The 15082-nt window shown below is 71.5% G+C and carries 13 protein-coding genes; 4 read left to right on the forward strand and 9 right to left on the reverse strand.

Annotated elements, in window-relative coordinates; translation table 11 throughout:
* Nucleotides 1-36: 36 nt before the first annotated feature.
* The 7 genes from ACH4U7_RS36325 to ssd form a co-directional block, all read right to left on the reverse strand.
* Nucleotides 37-396: an Rv3654c family TadE-like protein gene (locus tag ACH4U7_RS36325; protein ID WP_398532041.1), complete on the reverse strand. Its 360-nt coding sequence runs from the start codon at nt 394-396 to the stop codon at nt 37-39.
* On the reverse strand, nt 393-845 hold the full coding sequence (locus ACH4U7_RS36330; protein ID WP_398532042.1) for a TadE family type IV pilus minor pilin: 453 nt from the start codon (nt 843-845) through the stop codon (nt 393-395). The genes ACH4U7_RS36325 and ACH4U7_RS36330 overlap by 4 nt, the downstream gene beginning before the upstream one ends.
* Entirely contained in the window at nt 832-1029 is a 198-nt protein-coding gene (locus tag ACH4U7_RS36335; protein WP_089512767.1) for a DUF4244 domain-containing protein, read from the reverse strand. The genes ACH4U7_RS36330 and ACH4U7_RS36335 overlap by 14 nt, the downstream gene beginning before the upstream one ends.
* A gap of 148 nt (nt 1030-1177) precedes the next feature.
* On the reverse strand, nt 1178-1984 hold the full coding sequence (locus ACH4U7_RS36340) for a type II secretion system F family protein (protein WP_398532043.1): 807 nt from the start codon (nt 1982-1984) through the stop codon (nt 1178-1180).
* Nucleotides 1974-2906 (reverse strand): type II secretion system F family protein, encoded by a 933-nt coding sequence (locus ACH4U7_RS36345; protein WP_398532044.1) that lies wholly within the window; start codon nt 2904-2906, stop codon nt 1974-1976. The genes ACH4U7_RS36340 and ACH4U7_RS36345 overlap by 11 nt, the downstream gene beginning before the upstream one ends.
* On the reverse strand, nt 2903-4048 hold the full coding sequence (locus ACH4U7_RS36350; protein WP_398532194.1) for a TadA family conjugal transfer-associated ATPase: 1146 nt from the start codon (nt 4046-4048) through the stop codon (nt 2903-2905). The genes ACH4U7_RS36345 and ACH4U7_RS36350 overlap by 4 nt, the downstream gene beginning before the upstream one ends.
* Before the next feature lie 59 nt (nt 4049-4107).
* Entirely contained in the window at nt 4108-5220 is a 1113-nt protein-coding gene (ssd, locus tag ACH4U7_RS36355) for a septum site-determining protein Ssd (protein ID WP_398532045.1), read from the reverse strand.
* 473 nt (nt 5221-5693) lie between these two features.
* Between ssd and ACH4U7_RS36360 the strand changes: the two genes are divergently transcribed.
* Nucleotides 5694-6530 carry an HAD family hydrolase gene (locus ACH4U7_RS36360; protein WP_398532046.1) on the forward strand — a complete coding sequence of 279 codons (837 nt, stop codon included), beginning with the start codon at nt 5694-5696 and terminating at the stop codon, nt 6528-6530.
* 326 nt (nt 6531-6856) lie between these two features.
* Here the strand turns inward: ACH4U7_RS36360 and ACH4U7_RS36365 are convergent, their stop codons facing one another.
* On the reverse strand, nt 6857-7678 hold the full coding sequence (locus ACH4U7_RS36365; RefSeq protein ID WP_398532047.1) for an oxidoreductase: 822 nt from the start codon (nt 7676-7678) through the stop codon (nt 6857-6859).
* Nucleotides 7679-7788: 110 nt separating this feature from the next.
* On the opposite strand from ACH4U7_RS36365, the gene ACH4U7_RS36370 reads away from it, so the two are divergent.
* The gene (locus tag ACH4U7_RS36370; protein WP_398532048.1) at nt 7789-8793 is read left to right on the forward strand and encodes an ATP-binding protein; all 1005 of its coding nucleotides are present in this window, start codon (nt 7789-7791) and stop codon (nt 8791-8793) included.
* Here the strand turns inward: ACH4U7_RS36370 and ACH4U7_RS36375 are convergent.
* The gene (locus ACH4U7_RS36375; protein ID WP_398532049.1) at nt 8774-10078 is read right to left on the reverse strand and encodes a hypothetical protein; all 1305 of its coding nucleotides are present in this window, start codon (nt 10076-10078) and stop codon (nt 8774-8776) included. The genes ACH4U7_RS36370 and ACH4U7_RS36375 overlap by 20 nt on opposite strands.
* Nucleotides 10079-10372: 294 nt before the next feature.
* Between ACH4U7_RS36375 and ACH4U7_RS36380 the strand changes: the two genes are divergently transcribed.
* Together ACH4U7_RS36380 and acs are read left to right on the forward strand one after the other, a co-directional pair.
* A complete protein-coding gene (locus ACH4U7_RS36380; RefSeq protein WP_398532050.1) occupies nt 10373-12838 on the forward strand; it encodes a bifunctional SulP family inorganic anion transporter/carbonic anhydrase in 2466 nt (821 codons plus the stop codon).
* A 105-nt stretch (nt 12839-12943) separates the two neighbouring features.
* Nucleotides 12944-14905, forward strand: a complete 1962-nt coding sequence (gene acs / locus ACH4U7_RS36385) for an acetate--CoA ligase (RefSeq protein WP_398532051.1) — start codon at nt 12944-12946, stop codon at nt 14903-14905.
* The last annotated feature ends 177 nt before the right edge of the window (nt 14906-15082 follow it).

Raw genomic sequence — 15082 nt, forward strand, 5'->3', positions numbered from 1 at the left:
CGCGGCCTCCCGGTCGGCGCCTCACCGGGGCGCGTCTCACTCGGCCTGAGGCTCGGGCCGCTCCGCGGGGCCGGCGCGGGACCGGACTTGGGGCGCGAACGGACCGGCGCGGGCCTCCACCCGGAGATCGGCGATCGCGCCGTGCAGGGCGCACTTCACCACGCGGGCGCCCTGTGCGGCGGCTATCCGCCGGGCGAGCCCGCAGGCGACTTCGGGGCCCTCCAGCCCGTGGTCCGCCGCCGCGAGCGCCGCCAGGTCCGCGGCGGCGCCAGCCCGATGGCGGGCCACCATGACCTGTCCGGCCGCCAGCACGACCGCGAACACCGCGCACAGCGCCGTGGCGGTCAGTGCGGCCCACACCGTCGCCGACCCACGGTCTCCCCAGTCCCTCCTCACGGTCCCGCCTCGCCCGCCGGTGCCGCGGCCGATCCCGGCGCCTCCTCGGCCCGCCCCACCGACTCCTCGGCGAAGGCGACCGCCTCACCGCGCAGGCGCACCGCCAGTGGGCCGGGGCCGGGCGCGCGGGCCTCGACCCGAACCCGCACCAGGTCGCCCTCCCGCCGCAGCTCGACCCGGGCCCCGCGAGGCGCGGCGGACCGGGCGGCGGCCAACGCGGCCGCGCGCGGCTCCGATCGCGCGGCGGCGCGCGCGCCGGCCCGCGCCCCGTCCACACACCGCATCTGCCCGGACGCGGCCATCAGGCCCCAGATCAGCATCAGGGCGAACAGCCCCAGCACCGGCAGCGCGACGGCCGCCTCCGCCGTGACAAACCCCCGGTCGCCCGTTCCGGCCACGCCGCGCCGACTGCCAGGATTGGATCGGCCGGTCGCATCAGAACTGTCCATCGAGCGCCTTCCCGATCACCGACCGCAGCGCTTCGTCGACCGCTCCGCCCGTCACAATCTTGTACAGAACCGCGGCAAAGGCGCATGCCGCGAGTGTCCCCATCGCATACTCGGCGGTCGCCATCCCCGCGTCGGCTCGCGCCTTCGCTGCCGCGTACCGCCGCAGACACCACCGCATCACCATGTCGGCCTCCCTGTTCTGTACTGAATCCCGTACGTCTGATTCGCGTAGTTCTGACTCGTGTCTTGTGACCGCCGGACTTCCGGCTGCCGCCTTCCGTTTCCGTGCGTGGCTGCGACGTCCGCGCTCGTTCTGCCGGACATCCCCCTCCTCAGCCGCCGCCCACGAGGGCGCCCGCGAGCCCGAGCATCACCGGCGCCACTCCGATCAGCAGGAACGCGGGCAGGTAGCACGCCCCCAGCGGGGCGGTGGCCAGCACGGTTGCGCGCTCCACCCGTTTGTCCGCCTGTCTTCCCTGCTCGGCCCGGCAGTCGGCGGCCAGCCGGGACATCTGCTCCACGGCCGGCGCGCCCGTCGTACCGGCGCGCTCCAGGGCGCGCGCCAGCCCGTGCGCACCGGGCAGAGCCCCCATGCGCCCCCAGGCGGCGGACGGTTCGCCTCCGAGACGCAGCTCTGCCGCGGCTTGGGCGAGCCGTTCGCCGATCGGGCCGCCGAGCGACCGCCCCACCGCCTCTGCCGCCTTGTGCGGACCGGCTCCGGCCTCCAGGCAGGCGGTGAGCAGATCGGCGGCCAGCGGAAGCTGACGCACCGCGCCGTCCTTGGCGCGCCTGCCGGTCCGCCCGCCGCCGGTGGCCTGGCGGTGGCGCCGCCACCTTCTCGCTCCGTATCCGGCGGCGAGGCCCAGCGCGCAGCCCAGCGGGCCGCCGACCAGGACGAGGCAGCCGAGCAGGGCACCGGCGGCCCAGGCCCAGTCCCGTATCGCATCGGCCGCCCCGTCGGCGCGCCATCTCTCCCGCAGCCCCGGCCGCCGCTCCTGGTGGGCCTCCGGCAGCAGCACCGCGAGCCGACGCCGGGCGGTCCGCACCCTGCGAGCCTCGGTCACCGCTCCCACGACGGACACGGTGGCGGCGGCGAAGGCCATCGTGATCCACAGGCTGTGGACGACATCAGCTCTCATGACTCCGGCGTCCTTCCTGACCGGCCGCCGTCCGGATCACCCGCGAGGTCCAGGCGAACCCGGCCCACTCCAGCAGCCCGCCCACCAGCAGGCAGGCCAGACCGGCCGGGGTGTGGAGCAGCACATGCAGGGGTTCCGCTCCCAGCGCGGTGCCCATCAGCAGCCCGAGGACGGGCAGCAGCACCAGCGCGACACCCGTGGCCCGGGCGCCCGCCAGCCGGGAGCGCAGGCTCTGCCGCTGGTCCCGCTCGGCCCGCAGCGCCACCGCGACCCGGTCGAGGCCGGCCGCGAGGCCCGCCCCCTCGTCGACCGCGACCTGCCAGCAGGCCGCGACCCCGATGAGCCCTTCCGCACCCGGCGAACGGGCCGCCCTGCGCAGGGCCTCCGCCACATCACCGCCGAAACGCGCCGCCGCAGAAACCAGGCCCCATCGCTCCCCGATGTGTCCTGGGGGCATGGCCAACAGCGCCTCGACAGGTTGCCGTCCGGCACGCAGCTCGCCCGCCACGGCCCCGCACAGCTCGATCACCGCCGCGGCGCGCCGATCCCGCTGCCGGTCGCGCTTACGCGCCCGGCACCACCGGCCGACGAGCGGCACGGCCGCCGCCCCGGCCAGCAGCGGCAACACCGACGCGCCGACCAGCGCGAGCACACATCCCGCCGGCAGACACAGCAGCTCGCGCCCCATCCGCCCGCCGTATGCGGTCCGCCACCGCTCCCGCAGCCAGGCGACCGTCTCGGTCAGTCGGCGCTGTGGATCCGCCCCGGCGGGCCCGACGGCTCCGCCGCCCGCAAACAGCAGCCTGGCCCGCCGCAGATCCCTGTCCCGCCCGGAGAGCAGCCACGCCGCCGCGCCCGCGCACAGCACGGCCGCACACAGCGGCAGCGCCTCTGGGGCCGCTCCACCGCCCACGCCCGTCATGCCGCACCCCCGCCGCGTACACACAGCCGCTGGAGCCGGTCCCAGCCCGCCGCCCTCCCGAAACCCTCGGGCGTCCACACCGCGGCCGGGACGGTCGTGACATAGCCCGCCCCGTCCCGGTCCAGGACATGGAGCTCGGCGATCCTGCGCCGCCCGCCGCGGTCCCGCACCAGATGGATCACCACCGACAGGGCGGCCGCCAACTGGCTGTGCAGCGCCGCCCGGTCGAGACCGGCCGTCGATCCCAGCGCCTCCAGCCGGGCCGGGACATCCGCCGCGGTGTTGGCGTGCACCGTGCCGCAACCGCCTTCGTGCCCGGTGTTGAGAGCGCCCAGCAGATCGGTGACCTCGGGACCGCGCACCTCTCCGACCACCAGCCGGTCCGGACGCATCCGCAGCGCCTGGCGCACCAGGTCCCGGAGGGTGACCTGGCCCCGGCCCTCCTGGTTGGCGGGCCGGGTCTCCAGCCGGACCACATGTGGATGGTCCGGCCTGAGCTCGGCCGAGTCCTCGGCGAGGACGATCCGCTCGTCCGGTCCGACCAGCCCCAGCAGCGTGCTGAGCAAAGTCGTCTTGCCGGAGCCTGTGCCACCGCTGATCAGGTACGACAGCCGGGCGTCCAGCATCGCCCGCAGCAGTTCCTGGCCGCCGGGCGGCACGGTGCCCGCCGCCACCAGCTCCTCCAGGGAGAACGCCCGGGGCCGCACCACGCGCAGCGACAGGCAAGTCGATCCGACGGCCACCGGAGGGAGCACCGCATGCAGCCGTGTGCCGTCCGGCAGCCGGGCGTCCACCCACGGCCTGGCGTCGTCCAGCCGTCGGCCGGCCACGGCGGCGAGACGCTGGGCGAGTCTGCGCACCGCGGCCGCGTCGGTGAATGCCACGTCCGTCCGCTCCAGTCCGGCTCCCCGGTCCACCCACACCTCGTCGGGGGCGGTCACCAGGACATCCGTGACGTCGGGGGCGGCGAGCAGCGGCTCCAGCGGCCCGGTGCCGACCAGCTCCGAGCGCAGGGCCGCGACGACACCCAGGACTTCTGTGTCGCCGAGCAGCCTCCCCTCCTCGCGCAGGGCCGCCGCCACCCGCGCGGGCGTCGGCTCCGCCCCGCTTCGGGCCAGCCGCAGCCGCACCGCGTCCAGCAGCTCGGGCGACTCCACACCCGCGCCACCGCGCTCGCGCCAGGTGACGCTCGTCCCGACGCTCATGCCCCGCCCCCTTGCTGCTCCACGTCTACCAGGACCCGCCCCCAGAACTCCGAGCAGAACCGGGCGAGCGGCCCGCGGGCGCTGCCGCCCGGCGGCTCACCGCCGTCCCACGCATCCGACAGCCCGGGCTCCGGCGGCAGCTCACCGGCCAGCGGCAGGTCCAGAAGCCGGGCGATCTCCTCTTCGTCGAGCCCGGGTCCGCATGGCCCGCGCACCACCGCGCGCAAATCCCGCAGCACCATGCCGACCGTCGAAGCCACGCGGTGGGCGGCGGCGACCGCGCGCAGCTCGGCGGGCACGACCAGCAGGCCCAGATCCAGCTGGTCGAGGGCTTCGGCCACCGTGTCGTCCACCCGCCGAGGCAGGTCCACCACCACGACCCCGCCGCGCCGCCGCGCGGCCGCGAGCACCGCCCTCATCGCGGACGGCGCAATGGCCACCGATTGGCCGCGGTCCCAGCTGAGCACGCGCAGGGAATGCAGTTCGGGGAGCGATTCCTCCAGCGCGCTCCCGGCGACCCGGCCGCGAGATTCGGCGAAGGCGGGCCATCTCAGCCCCTCCGCGCCCTCGCCGCCGAGCAGCACATCCAGACCGCCGCCCAGCGGGTCTCCGTCGATGAGCATGGTGCGCCGCCCCGCGCGGGCGGCGGTGACCGCCAGGGCGCAGGCGAGGGTGCTGGCCCCCGCGCCACCGCGCCCACCGACGACTCCGATGGTGAAGGCCTGGCGGCCGACGCCCTCGGCCACGTCGGCGATGCGGTCCACCAGCCAGGTCTCGGCATCGGGCAGAAACGCCACATTGTCCGCGCCGAGGGCGACAGCTCGCTGCCAGATGCCGTGGTCGTCGAGGTCCCGTCCGATGAGCAGCACCCCCTCCCTGCGGGTGCCACCGCGCAGCCGGGCCGCCGCGTCGTCACCGACCAGAATGAGCGGGGCGCCCTCCCAACTACCGCGGCGCGCGGGCAAGCCATGCACCACTTCGGGCTCGGCCCCCGCCGCCGCGCACAGCCGTAACAAGTCGTCGAGAAGCTCCTCGTCCTCCGTGACGATCAGCGGTCTGCACAGTCGCCCATCCGCCGCCGGTCGATTCGGTGTGATGGATCCAGCCACGATCCGATCCCCTCCCCTTCTCCTTACGCGCCCATCTCGTTACGCGCTCTCACTTCCGCGAACGATGAGCGCGAACGCCGCGGAGAATCAGCGTCCGGCGATCCAGGAAATCTTGGGGATCTTGGTCCAAAACTGTGGACAACTCATCAGTTGTGAATATCCCAGTCACCTAAACCAGTGACTTCCGGAGAGCAGCCTTGCGATTACACACAGTCACGAATCAATGTGGTGGGGCGGCAGTCGCCAGCCGAGGCCCGGAAGGGGAAATGATCAGGTGAAAAGACCGCAAATGCGTCCGGACATGCGACGACCCCCGCCGGGGGGGAGAGCGGGGGTCGTCCCCACGGCCGACTCGGGGGGGGAGGAGTCGGACCGGGTTAGCACGGTCGCGAACGATCCGTGACTTCCATGGTGTACCCGAGAGCCTTCTCAGGCAAACCCACGCGCCCAGCTTACGCCGAATGGTGGGCCCTATGCTCGGCGTCGTGGAAAACCACTCGTTGCCTCGGACAGCCGCCTTCTTTGACCTGGACAAGACGGTCATTGCGAAGTCGAGCACGCTCACCTTCAGCAAGTCCTTCTACCAAGGTGGGCTGATCAACCGCCGCGCCGTACTGCGTACCGCATATGCGCAGTTCGTCTTCCTCGCCGGCGGGGCCGATCACGAGCAGATGGAACGGATGCGGGAGTATCTCTCGGCGCTGTGTCGTGGATGGAATGTCGAGCAGGTGCGGGAGATCGTCGCCGAGACCCTGCATGACCTCATCGACCCGATCATCTATGACGAGGCCGCCTCCCTCATTGAGGAACACCACACCGCCGGCCGCGATGTGGTCATCGTCAGCACCTCGGGCGCCGAGGTCGTCGAGCCGATCGGCGAGCTGCTGGGCGCGGACCGAGTCGTCGCCACCCGTATGGTCGTGGAGAACGGGGTGTTCACCGGCGAGGTGGAGTACTACGCCTATGGGCCGACCAAAGCGGAAGCCATCGCCGAGCTGGCCGACTCCGAGGGCTATGACCTCTCCCGCTGCTACGCATACAGCGACTCGGCCACCGATCTGCCGATGCTGGAGTCAGTCGGCCATCCCCACGCGGTGAACCCGAGCCGCGCGCTGCGCCGCGAGGCCGCCGCCCGTGGCTGGCCGATCCTCTCCTTCAACAAGCCGGTGCGGCTGAAGCAACGCGTGCCCTCGCTGTCCATGCCGCCGCGTCCGGTGCTTGCCGTGGCGGCGGCGGTGGGCGCGGCCGCAGCCACCGCCGGGCTGATGTGGTACGCCAGTCGGCGCCGCGCACCGTATGCCCGTATTTGAAGCCAATCACAAAGATCTGCGATGAGAGCTTCCGCTTGGGCTGACACAGGAGTAGAAAGGAATCGAAGGCCCGCGAGACCAGGGGCATCCGGAGGATTCCCCCAGACGCACCAAGGCCCACGGACCTAGCATGAATACTGGGCACCCACGCGACGCCGACCCGTCGATTACGGGCCAGCCGCACCAGGTGACGGGCGAAGATCCCGACCTGATGGGCGAATTCTCGTGCACGCATGGTAACCCGGTGGCCGTGCCAGCGGCGGTACCGAACTCGGTGCCGCCGCAACCACGTCCGGGCCCACCGCAGCGCCCCGTCCTGCGGTGACTCAGGCGGCGCCGCGCTGCAGGGCCTCGCAGACCGCCGTGCTCTCACGGGCCCCCAACTCCACCGCACGCCCGCACTGCGCGATCCACGCCGCCATGCCCTCAGGCGTCCCCGAGACATAGCCCTTCAACGCCTCGGCGTATGCCGCAGCGCCCAATTCCGCGTGTCCGACCTCGGCCGCACAGATGGACTTCGGGTCAAGTCCGCTGCCCACCAGCACGATCCGCTCCGCCGCGCGGGCCACCAGACCGTTGTACGACCCAAAGGGCCGCAGGGCCAGCAGTTCGCCGTGCACCACCGCGGCTGTCACCAGCGCCGGGGCCTGGCTCCCCGCGAGCAGCAGCCGCGCCAGCCCGTCCAGCCGCCCGGCCACCTCGTCGGCGTCCGGCAGCGTCAGTTCGATCAGTGGCTCCTCGACCGGCTCACCCGCCAGCCGCGGCCGCCCCACCGTGTCGGCCACCTCCGTACCCCCCGCCGCGACGAGATGCAGCCGGGCCAGCACCCGCAGCGGCGACTGCCGCCATACGCTCAGCAGCTGTCCGGCCTCGGCGGTCAGCCGCAGCGCCGCGCCCACCGTGCGCGGTTCGCCCTCCGATCCGAAGTCGCTGCGGCGCCGCACCTCCTCCAGCGCCCAGTCGGCCCCGGCCAGGGCGGCGGAGCCGCGCGCCCCGCGCAGGGCCGCCTCGGATGTGACCTCATTGCTGCGGCGGCGCATCACCCGGTGGCCATAGACCCGGTCCACCGCCTCGCGCACGGCGTCCACGGAGTCGGCGACGCCGGGAAGCGCGGCCAGGGCGGCGAGCGGATCTGCTGTCGTACTCATGAGTACGACCCTACGCACCTACCGGTACCCACCGCCGCCACCCCTCATTGGAGTGGTCTTCTTCACCGTATCCGCCTTCCGGAACGATCACTCACCTACGCTAGGTGAACATGAAGATCGCTTTCGTGGGCAAGGGTGGCAGCGGGAAGACGACGCTGTCCTCGCTGTTCATCCGCCACCTCGCCGCCACCGGCGCCCCCGTCATGGCCGTCGACGCGGACATCAACCAGCACCTCGGTGTGGCCCTCGGTCTGGACGAGCCGGAAGCCGCCGCACTGCCCGCCATGGGCGCCCACCTCCCCTTGATCAAGGACTACTTGCGCGGCACCAACCCCCGTATCTCCGGCGCCGACACGATGATCAAGACGACTCCGCCGGGCGAGGGCTCACGGCTCCTGCGGATCGACGAGAACAACCCGGTGTACGAGGCCTGCGCCCGTAGGGTCGGGCTCGACAGCGGGCAGGTCCGCCTGATGGTGACCGGCCCGTTCACCGAGTCCGATCTCGGCGTCGCCTGCTACCACTCCAAGGTCGGCGCGATCGAACTGTGCCTGAACCATCTGGTGGACGGCCGCGACGAGTTCGTCATCGTCGACATGACCGCCGGCAGCGACTCCTTCGCCTCTGGCCTCTTCACCCGCTTCGACATGACGTTCCTGGTCGCCGAGCCCACACGCAAAGGCGTGGCGGTCTATCGCCAGTACAAGGAGTACGCCGCCGACTTCGACGTGGCGTTGCGTGTGGTCGGCAACAAGGTGCAGGGTCCGGAGGATCTGGCCTTTCTGCGCGCGGAGGTGGGCGAGGACCTGCTGGTCACGGTCGGCCACTCGGACTGGGTGCGGGCCATGGAAAGGGGCCGCCCGCCGCGCTTCGAGGAGCTCGAGGAGGTCAACCGCCGCGCCCTGCGGACGCTGTACGAGGCGGCGGACGCGTCGTACGAGCGGCGGGACTGGCGGCGTTACACCCGCCAGATGGTGCACTTCCATCTGAGGAACGCGGAGAGCTGGGGCAACGAGAAGACGGGCGCCGACCTGGCCGCCCAGGTCGACCCCGCCTTCATGCTGGGCGAATCCGTCCTGGCCGGGCGGTCGGCGGCTACTTCCGCTTCCGTTTGACCGGCAGCGCGGAGTGCGTGGAGGCCGGCTCGGCGGCGAAGAAGCCCGCCCAGCCGCCCTTCGGCCGCTTCCCGACGTCCAGTTTGCGCAGTCGGCGCAGGACTCCGGGGTCCTGCGCGTCCAGCCAGTCGGCCAGCTGCTTGAAGGAGACGCAGCGCACGCCCTTCTTCGGGCAGACCTTCTTGATGGTGTCCTCGACGGCGTTCATATACGTTCCGCCGTTCCAGGATTCGAAGTGGTTGCCGATGAACAGCGGTGCCCGATTGCCCTTGTACGCCCGGCGGAAGGCGGCACGCAGTCCCTCGCGCATCTGCTTGCCCCAGGCGGCGCGCTTGGAGGGGTCGCCCTTGGTCGTGCCGGACTGGTTGGCGAGGAAGTTGTAGTCCATCGACAGAGTTTCGAAGGAATGGCCGGGCACGGGAATCTCCTGCAGCGGAAAGTCCCAGATTCCGTGGATCTTCTTCGGCCAGACCTGGCGGCCGCCCACGGAGCTGGCGTCGTAGCGGAATCCCATCTTCTTGCCTGCCTTGATCAGGTTCTTCTGCCCCTCCAGGCAGGGGGCGCGGCCTCCCACGAGCTCCTTGCCGTAGTCGAAGGGCAGCGGTTCGCCGTCCCGCAGGCCGGTGTTGGTCTTCCAGTGTTTGACGAACGACACGGCCTGCCGGGTCTCGTCGATCCACTCTTGGGGGCTCCAGGTGCCCACCCCGTCGTCCGGGCCACAGAAGTGGCCGTTGAAGTGGGTGCCGATCTCATTGCCTTCGAGCCAGGCGGCACCGAGTTGCTCAACGGTGTCCTTGACGCCCTTGATGTCGTTGAAGCCGATGGCCGAGGAGCCGCGCGAATGTCGCGGCGGATCGTAGAGGTCCTGCTTCTTGGTGGGCAGCATGTAGACGCCGCTGAGGAAGTACGTCATCGTCGCGTCGTACTTCTTGCCGACGGCGCGGAAGCGGGAGAAGAGCTTCTGGCCGTCCTGGCCCGCGCCGTCCCACGAGAAGACGACGAACTGCGGTGGCTTGTCGCCCGGTTTGAGGCGGCGGGGTCTGAGCTGCCCCGGCTGCGGTCCGGTGTAGGAGGTCGATCCGTCACCGATGAGCCGGCCCTGTTTCCCGCCCCGCTTGGGGTGCTTGGGCGCCGCCGGCCCGTTCCGCTGCGCGCCGCGGTCCGTCCGCGGCTGGCCCGGGTTGCCTGAGCGCTGTGAGTCGTGCGAGCTCCCCGTGCAGTTGGCCAACGCGGCCAGCACGGCCATGACGGCCAACCCTGCAGTGACGTTTCTTCTGGCCCTCATACGGCCACCTCGCCTCTCTCGTCGTTCCGCGTCGTGGGAGCTCGGAACGAGAGCCAAGCTCGCACGGAACGGAGAAAAGGCAGAGCATGACAAGCCATTTCAAATGATTATTCACCCGTAAGGTGGAACATAGACCTGTTCTACCCGAAAAGACTTCCTGCCGACTTTACTCGGCATTACGATTCATTTACCAATGCTTGGTGGTCGATGCCGGGCTTGGGAATCAGACCGCAGTACGCCGTGACCCACGTCCGCGCTCTCATGCGCGGCCGCGAAGCCCCGGAGGAGACGGGAATGTCGCAGCTCTTGAACCGGATCGGCGGGGTCTCCTGCCGACGGGACCTTTCCGCCTCGATCGTCATCTTTCTGATCGCGATCCCGCTCTCCCTAGGGCTCGCGCTGGCCACAGGCGCCCCGCTGCAGGCCGGTTTGGTCTCCGCCGTCGTGGGCGGAATCGTGGCCGGGCTGCTCGGGGGCGCCCCTCTCCAGGTGAGCGGCGCCGCGACCGGCCTGGTCGTGGTCACCGCCGATCTCGTGCAGCGCTACGGGTGGCGCACCACCTGCGCGATCACTGTGCTCGCCGGCGCGGCGCAACTGGCCTTCGGCGCCCTGCGGGTGGCGCGGGCCGCGCTCGCGATCAGCCCGGCCATCGTCCATGGGATGCTCGCGGGCATCGGCGTCGTCATCGCGGTCGGCCAGCTGCATGTGGTGCTCGGCGACAGCCCCGACAGCTCAGTGATCGACAACATCGCCGCGCTGCCCACGGAGTTGAGACACCCGCACCCGGCCGCCCTTCTGGTGGGTGCGATCACCGTCGCAGTGCTCGTGCTGTGGCCCTGGTTGCCGGGGAAGGCCGGGCGGGTCGCGCGTACCGTGCCTGCGGCACTCGTCGCCGTCGTCGCGGCCACCGCGGTGAGCGCGGGCATGACGGTGCCGCGCGTCGATCTGCCGTCCTGGGAGGTCCCGGCGCTGCCCGGACTTCCGGAGGGGCCGGTGCTCGGGCTGGGCGCCGCCGTGCTGACGGTCACTTTGGTCGCGAGCATGGAATCGCTGCTGTCCGCCGTCGCCGTCGACCGGCTGCAGACCGCGGGACCCGGCCCGCGGACGGAGGCGCCAGGCGTGGCGCCGCGCCCAGCACCGGAAAAGCAGCCGACCCGGCTGGACCGTGAGCTGGTCGGGCAGGGCGCGGCCAATATGGTCTCCGGGCTCCTGGGCGGGCTGCCGATCGCGGGAGGCGCGATCCGCGGCTCGGCGAACGTCCGGGCCGGTGCCGTGACCCGCCGGTCCACGGTGCTCCATGGCGTATGGGTGGCGCTGTGCGCGGGGCTGCTCGCCGGGGTGCTCGAGCTGATTCCGCTCGCGGCGCTCGCCGCGCTGGTCATGGTCGTCGGCGTGAAGATGGTCAGCTTCGCGCACATCAAGAACGTGCAGCGGAACCGGGAGTTCCCGGTGTACGCGGCGACGCTGGGCGCGGTCGTTCTGCTGGGCGTATTGCAGGGGGTGGTGGTCGGGATCGTGGTCGCGGTCGTGACGGCGCTGCGCCGGCTGGCCCACACCCGGATCACCCTGGCCGAGGAGGCCGGGCTGCACCGGGTGCGGGTGAGCGGGCAGCTGACGTTTCTGGCGGTGCCCCGGCTCAGCCGGGCCCTGGCGCAGCTGCCGGCCGGGGCGAGCGTGGTGGTGGAGCTGGGCGGCTGGTTCATGGACCACGCCGCGTATGACGCGCTGCAGTCCTGGGCCGAGGGGCATCGGGCGCGCGGCGGCTGGGTCAGGCTCGGCGGCCGGTCGGGGCGGCCGATCGCCGAGCCGGCCAGCGCCCATGCCTGCCGACCGTGGACACCCTGGCGCAATCATCACTGCACCCGTCCCGCCCCGACGGCCGTGCAGAACGGCGGAGGGCAGCTGCTCGGCGGGGTGAGCGCCTTCCAGCGGCACACGGCGCCGCTGGTGCGGGAGGAGTTGGCGCGGCTCGCGCGGGAGGGGCAGCGGCCCACTCAGCTCTTCTTGACCTGCGCCGACTCCCGGCTGGTGACCAGCATGATCACCTCCAGTGGGCCCGGCGACCTGTTCACCGTGCGCAATGTGGGCAATCTGGTGCCACCGCCCGGCTCCGGGGATGCCTGTGACTCGGTGGGCGCGGCCCTCGAATACGCGGTGGAGATGCTGAAGGTCGGCAGCATCACGGTGTGCGGACACTCGGGATGCGGGGCGATGCAGGCGCTGCTCGGCTCGGCGGTGCCCGCACCTTCCGGCAAGCAGACACTGCACGGCAGGCAGGCGCCGTCCGGGACGCAGACACCACCCGCGGCGCAGACACCGACGGGCAGGCAGACGCCGCATGGGACGCACGCGCCCGCCGTCGCGCAGACGCCGCTTGCGCGATGGCTGCGCCATGGGCGCCCGAGCCTGGCCCGTATGGAGCGGATCGGGCGGCTGGGGCGCGGGGAGGTGGCGCTCGGGGACAGGCCCGTGGCCGATGAGCTGGAGCGGCTGGCGTTGGTCAATGTGGTGCAGCAGCTCGACCATCTGATGTCGCACGGTTGTGTGGCCCGCCGGGTGGCGGAGGGCGGGCTGGTGCTTCAGGGGATGTACTTCCATGTGGGGGAGGCTCAGGCGTATGTGCTGGAGGCCGGGGGAGCGGGCAGATTCTCGGCTGTACGGCCGGATCATGGCGCGGCAGCTGGTGCCTGTGCGAGCGGCGGGGCCGCGGCGGCGGGCTTGGGCGGCGGTTCCCTGGCCGGGGGCGTGGGACTCATGTGATTACAGGTCTAAACCAATTTTTGCCGACGACCCTTGTCAGGGTGCACCGCGGGCTGATGAGCTATGGCCTGGGACACAACGGTCACCCTGGGAAAGGGAGATGTCGTGAGCAACGAAAGCCTGGCCAACCTTCTTCGGGAGGAGCGTCGCTTCGCTCCACCCGCCGACCTGGCCGCCAACGCCAATGTCACGGCGGAGGCGTATGAGCGGGCGAAGGCTGACCGCCTGGGCTTCTGGGCCGAGCAGGCCCGTCGGCTGACCTGGGCCGTCGAGCCGACCGAGACGCTGGACTGGTCGAACCCGCCGTTCGCGAAGTGGTTCGCCGACGGCAAGCTCAATGTGGCGTACAACTGCGTCGACCGCCATGTGGAGAACGGGCTGGGCGACCGGGTGGCCATCCACTTCGAGGGCGAGCCCGGCGACACCCGCTCCGTCACGTACGCCGAGTTGCAGCGCGAGGTCTCCAAGGCGGCGCATGCCCTGACCGAGCTCGGGGTCCGGACCGGTGACCGGGTCGCGATCTATCTGCCGATGATCCCGGAGACTGTCGTCGCGATGCTGGCCTGTGCCCGCATCGGCGCCCCCCACTCCGTGGTCTTCGGCGGCTTCTCGGCCGACGCTCTCGCCACCCGCATCGAGGACGCCGACGCCCGGGTCGTGATCACCGCGGACGGCGGCTACCGCCGCGGCAAGCCCTCCGCGCTCAAGCCCGCCGTCGACGAGGCCCTGACCCGTCCGGGCACCGAGAAGGTGCGCAATGTGCTGGTGGTCCGCCGCACCGGCCAGGAAGTGGCCTGGGCCGAGGGCCGCGATGTGTGGTGGCATGAGCTCGTCGACCGCCAGCCGGAGCAGCACACCCCCGAGGCGTTCGAGGCCGAGCACCCGCTCTTCATCCTCTACACCTCGGGCACCACCGGTAAGCCCAAGGGCATCCTGCACACCACCGGCGGCTATCTCACCCAGGTCTCCTACACCCATCACGCCGTCTTCGACCTCAAGCCGGAGTCGGATGTGTACTGGTGCACGGCCGATGTCGGCTGGGTCACCGGCCACTCGTACATCGTCTACGGACCGCTGTCCAACGGTGCGACCGAGGTGCTCTACGAGGGCACCCCGGACACCCCGCATCAGGGCCGCTGGTGGGAGATCGTCCAGAAGTACGGCGTCACGGTCCTCTACACCGCCCCGACCGCGATCCGCGCCTGCATGAAGTGGGGCGACGACATCCCGGCCAAGTTCGACCTGTCCTCGCTGCGCATCCTCGGCTCGGTCGGCGAGCCGATCAACCCCGAGGCATGGGTCTGGTACCGCAAGCACATCGGCGCGGACAAGACGCCCGTGGTCGACACCTGGTGGCAGACCGAGACCGGCGGGATGATGATCAGCCCGCTGCCGGGTGTCACCGAGACCAAGCCCGGTTCGGCTCAGGTCCCGCTCCCCGGTATCTCCGCCACCGTCGTCGACGACGATGCCAACGAGGTGCCGGACGGCTCCGGCGGCTACCTCGTCCTCACCGAGCCCTGGCCGTCCATGCTCCGCACCATCTGGGGCGACGACCAGCGCTATCTGGACACCTACTGGTCGCGCTTCGCCAACCGCTACTTCGCGGGCGACGGCGCCAAGAAGGACGACGACGGCGACATCTGGCTGCTCGGCCGGGTCGACGACGTCATGCTGGTCTCCGGCCACAACATCTCCACGACCGAGGTGGAGTCGGCGCTCGTCTCGCACCCCAAGGTCGCCGAGGCCGCGGTCGTCGGGGCCACCGATCCCCAGACCACCCAGGCCATCTGCGCCTTCGTCATTCTGCGCGGCGGCGCCGCGGAGGAAGACGGTCTGGTCGAGGAGTTGCGGGCCCACGTCTCCAAGCACCTCGGCCCGATCGCCAAGCCCAAGCGGATTCTGCCCGTGGCCGAGCTGCCCAAGACCCGCTCCGGCAAGATCATGCGTCGGCTGCTGCGCGATGTCGCCGAGAACCGCACCCTCGGCGATGTCACCACCCTCACCGACTCATCCGTCATGGAGCTCATCCAGAGCAAGCTGCCGTCCGCCGCCAGCGAGGACTGACCCGATCACAGCGGCCGCGCGGCGGAGCCGCATATCGGCCCGCGCGGCGGAGCCGCATATCGGCCCGCGCGGCGGAGCCGCATATCGGCCCGCGCGGCGGAGCCGCATAATCGGCACAGACGGCATGCGGAAAACGGAGGGCGCCCGGCCTGGCGGGGCGTCCTCCGGGCATTCCGG

Source organism: Streptomyces sp. NPDC020845 (genome assembly GCF_044334165.1).
Lineage (GTDB): Bacteria > Actinomycetota > Actinomycetes > Streptomycetales > Streptomycetaceae > Streptomyces.